Here is a 3,668-nt window from a genome sequence, read left to right on the forward strand (position 1 = left end):
CGCCACGGCCACGACGCTCGCGACCAGCCCGCGGACCGCCAGGGTCCGCTCGGGCGTCGGCCCCGCCACGCGCCGCCTCACGTGATCCCCAACGCCGGGACCTCGGGCACCAGGCCCCACAGGGCGAAGGTGAGCACGATGTCGATGAACCCGATGAGGAGGATGCTGGTCCGCAGCGCACGGCCTGCGGCCCGCCCGACACCCTCGGGCCCGCCCGTCGCGTGGTACCCGTAGCTGCAGTGCACGAGCACGATCACCAGGGCGAACACCACGGCCTTGATCAGCGAGTAGAGGACGTCCTCGGGCCCCAGGGTGATGTGGAAGAAGTAGTCGTAGGTGCCCGCCGAACCGCCGTTGACGTGGACCACCACCACCCGCGTGGCGATGTACGTCGCCACCAGCCCGACGGCGTACAGCGGCACGATGCAGATCATCGTGGCGATGACCCGCGTCCCGGCCAGGTAGGGGACGGTCGGCACGGACATCGCGTCGAGGGCGTCGATCTCGTCGGAGATCCGCATCGACCCCAGCCGGGCGGTGAAACCGGTGCCCACCTTGGCGGCCAGGGCGATGGAGGCCACGACGGGCGCGAGTTCGCGCGTGTTGGCCATCGCCGAGAGCATCCCGGACAGACTGGTCATGCCGATCAGATCCAGACCGCGGTAGGTCTCGACGCCCACCATGATCGCCGCGACCGCGGACATCGCCAGGACGATCCCGATGGTGCCGCCGCCCGCGATCAGCGATTTGGAGCCGAAGCCCACGTCGACGACCTCGTTGACGACCTGTTTGCGGTACCGCACCAGCGCGGTGGGCAGCGTGAGGATCACCCGGCCCGCGAAGCTCACGTGGCGGCCGACCTCCGCCATCGCCGACGCGGCCCGGGCCAGGACCGCGGCGGGCCGGGACGCCCGGAACTTCTGCACGGCGCTGGTGTCCGTCACCCGGAGCGAGGTCACGTCAGTACTTCCCCACCGACGGCACGACGAGCCCGTAGACCGCCGACAGGACGGTGTTGATCACGAACACGGTGACGAAGGCCAGGACCACCGTCTCGTTGACCGCGTCCGCGACACCGCTCGACCCGCCGCTGGCGTGCAGCCCCTTGAACGTCGCGATCAGGGCCGAGACCACCGCGAACGCGACCGACTTGGCCATCGCCATCCACAGGTCGGACGGGCGGCCGTACGCGCTGAGCGTGGACAGGAACGCCCCGGCCGACTCCCCCTGGCCGTACACCTGATAGATCAGGCACGCGGTCACACCCATCGCGGTGACCAGGGCGCACAACACCAGGGAGACCAGCACGGTGGCGAGGACGCGGGGCACCACCAGTCGCTCGATCACGTCGAGCCCCATCACCTCCATGGCCTCGACCTCCTCGCGGATGGTGCGGGAGCCCAGGTCCGCGCAGATGGCCGAGCCACCCACCCCGGCCAGCATGAGCGCGCAGACCAACGCCGACGCCTGCCCCACCACGACGAAGGCCACCACGGCCCCCGCATACCCGGCCGCCCCCAGTCGGCCCGCCAACTCCCCCACCGACACGGCCACGAGCACGCCGACCGGCAGCATCAGCAGCAGCGCCGGCACCGAGCACACCCGCGCGACGAACAGGGCCTGGTCGCGGGTCTCGGCGAGCGAGAGCCGCCCCCTGGCGACCGTGCGCACGCAGCTCAGCAGGGTGAACACCGAGTAGCCGACCAGCGATCCGACCTGTCCCGCCAGATCGACCACCGGGCCTCGGCCCGCGGGGAGTTGGAAGACCATGTCAGTGGTATCCGGGTTCCGACGTCGTCTCGTCCGCCGGGTCAGACACCCGTGGAGCCGTGCTCCGAGCGGAGCGAGCCCTTGACCACCTTGCCGCTGGCGTTCCGGGGGAGCTCATCGACGTGGACGAGGTGTTTGGGAAGCTTGAATCCGGCCAGCTTGTCCCGCAGCCACTCCACGAGGTCGTCCAGGCCGAGGTCGGGCTCGTCCGTCTGGTGCTGGGCGATGATCGCCACGGGCACCTCGCCCCACGTGTCGTCCTTGCGACCGATCACCGCGACCTCGCGGATCCGGGGGTGGCCGGCGATGACGTTCTCGACCTCGGCGCAGTAGATGTTCTCGCCGCCGGAGATGATCATGTCCTTCTTGCGGTCCACGACGTAGACGAAGCCCTCGTCGTCCATCCGGACCAGGTCACCGGAGTGGAACCAGCCACCCTCGAAGGCCTCCGCGGTCTCCGCGGGCTTGTTCCAGTACCCGGACATGGTGGTGGGTCCGCGGTAGACGATCTCGCCCACCTCGCCGGGCCCGACCGGCTCCCCGAAGGCGTCGACGACCCGGGCCTGGAGGGTGGGGATGACCTTGCCGACGGACCCGAGCTTGCGGATCGCGTCGTCGCCGTCGAGAGCACAGGTGATTGGGCTCATCTCGGTCTGCCCGAACACCGCGCAGTTCAGCGCGTCCGGGAACGTCTCCGACATGGCGCGCAGGATCGTGTCCGTGGACGGGGCCGCACCCCACGAGATGTTGCGCAGCACCAGCGTCCGCGGGCGGGCCTGCTGCTCGGCGCACACGGCCTGCCACTGCACGGGCACGAGAAAGACGCTGGTGATCTGCTCCGCCTCGAGGGTGTCCAGGACCGCCGCGGGGTCGAAGGCCTGCAGCGGATGGACCACCGTGACGCCGCCGAGCTGGAGACTCGGGGCGATCGACCCGAGCGCCGCGATGTGGAACATCGGGGCCGCGCACAGCGCGCGCCCGTCCTCGTCGAAGAGCCGGAACACCCGGATACAGGTCAAGGACTGAGCGGTGAGGTTCTCATAGGAGAGCATCGCGCCCTTGGGCCGGCCCGTGGTGCCCGAGGTGTACATGATGAGCGCCGTAGAGTCCTCGGGGACGTCGACCGGCTGATGGGGTGTGCCCTCCTCGGCGAGGGCGTCGGCATAGGTGGTCTGGCCCTCCGTACCGGACTCGCCCCCAATGACGATGTGGTCACCCGGCTCCTCACCCTGCGCGCGGATCGCCCCGACGAGCGGGGCCAGCATCGCGTCGGTGACGACGACCTTCGGCGCGCAGTCACTCACGAGGTAGGCCAGCTCCGGCGGAGTGAGACGGAAGTTCACCGGCACCGCGATGGCTCCCAGCTCGTTGATGCCGAGAACCGCCTCGACGAACTCCGGGGTGTTGAGGGTGATGAGCATGACCCGATCACCCCTGGCGACCCCGCGACGGGCCAGTGCGTCGGCGAAGAGGCCGCTGCGCTCGTGCAGTTGCGACCAGGTGGTGGTCTGGCCGAGGTAGCGCAGTGCCTCGCCGTCGGGGTTCATCTCGGCGTGGGTGGCCACCCAGGAATTCCAGTGGTTGCGACGGGCGGCGTGGAGCTCGGCGACGGGGTCCGTCGTGGTGGTGGTCATGATCCGGCCTTTCGTGGGGAGCGGTGAGGGTGAACCAGGTCAGGAGAAGTCGGGGCGTCTCTTCTCGAGGATCGAGGCGACCCCCTCTGCGAAGTCGGCGGACACCAGGAGTTCGCACTGCCCCTCGTGCTCGCGCGCCAGAGCTGCGTCCAGCTCGGAGAGCGTGGCCCCGGTGACGGCACGCTTGGTCAGTTCCAGTGCGCGGCGAGGACCCCGGGCCAGTCGGCGCGCGAGCTTGGCGGCCGCGGGGCGCAGGTCCGCGGC

General features: G+C 70.1%; 3 protein-coding genes and 1 pseudogene. All 4 read right to left on the reverse strand.

Translation table 11 applies throughout. The annotated features are described in order from the left end of the window. Positions 1 to 77: 77 nt before the first annotated feature. Positions 78 to 869, reverse strand: coding sequence for an MlaE family ABC transporter permease (locus G6019_RS15940; protein ID WP_107758293.1), 792 nt, complete (start codon positions 867 to 869; stop codon positions 78 to 80). Between the two features lie 91 nt (positions 870 to 960). Beyond that, positions 961 to 1,770 (reverse strand): MlaE family ABC transporter permease, encoded by an 810-nt coding sequence (locus G6019_RS15945; RefSeq protein WP_107757819.1) that lies wholly within the window; start codon positions 1,768 to 1,770, stop codon positions 961 to 963. A 41-nt stretch (positions 1,771 to 1,811) separates the two neighbouring features. Further along, on the reverse strand, positions 1,812 to 3,404 hold the full coding sequence (gene fadD5, locus G6019_RS15950; protein ID WP_182612720.1) for a fatty-acid--CoA ligase FadD5: 1,593 nt from the start codon (positions 3,402 to 3,404) through the stop codon (positions 1,812 to 1,814). A 39-nt stretch (positions 3,405 to 3,443) separates the two neighbouring features. Next, positions 3,444 to 3,668 (reverse strand): annotated as a pseudogene (locus tag G6019_RS15955) (enoyl-CoA hydratase); the annotation flags it as partial.

Source organism: Dietzia sp. DQ12-76 (assembly GCF_014145045.1).
Classification (GTDB): Bacteria; Actinomycetota; Actinomycetes; order Mycobacteriales; family Mycobacteriaceae; genus Dietzia.

Bases quoted from the DNA above. Each gene is read 5' to 3' on its own strand.
- G6019_RS15940 (WP_107758293.1), bottom strand. From the start codon at position 869: ATGGCGGAGGTCGGCCGCCACGTGAGCTTCGCGGGCCGGGTGATCCTC.
- G6019_RS15945 (WP_107757819.1), bottom strand. From the start codon at position 1,770: ATGGTCTTCCAACTCCCCGCGGGCCGAGGCCCGGTGGTCGATCTGGCG.
- fadD5 (WP_182612720.1), bottom strand. From the start codon at position 3,404: ATGACCACCACCACGACGGACCCCGTCGCCGAGCTCCACGCCGCCCGT.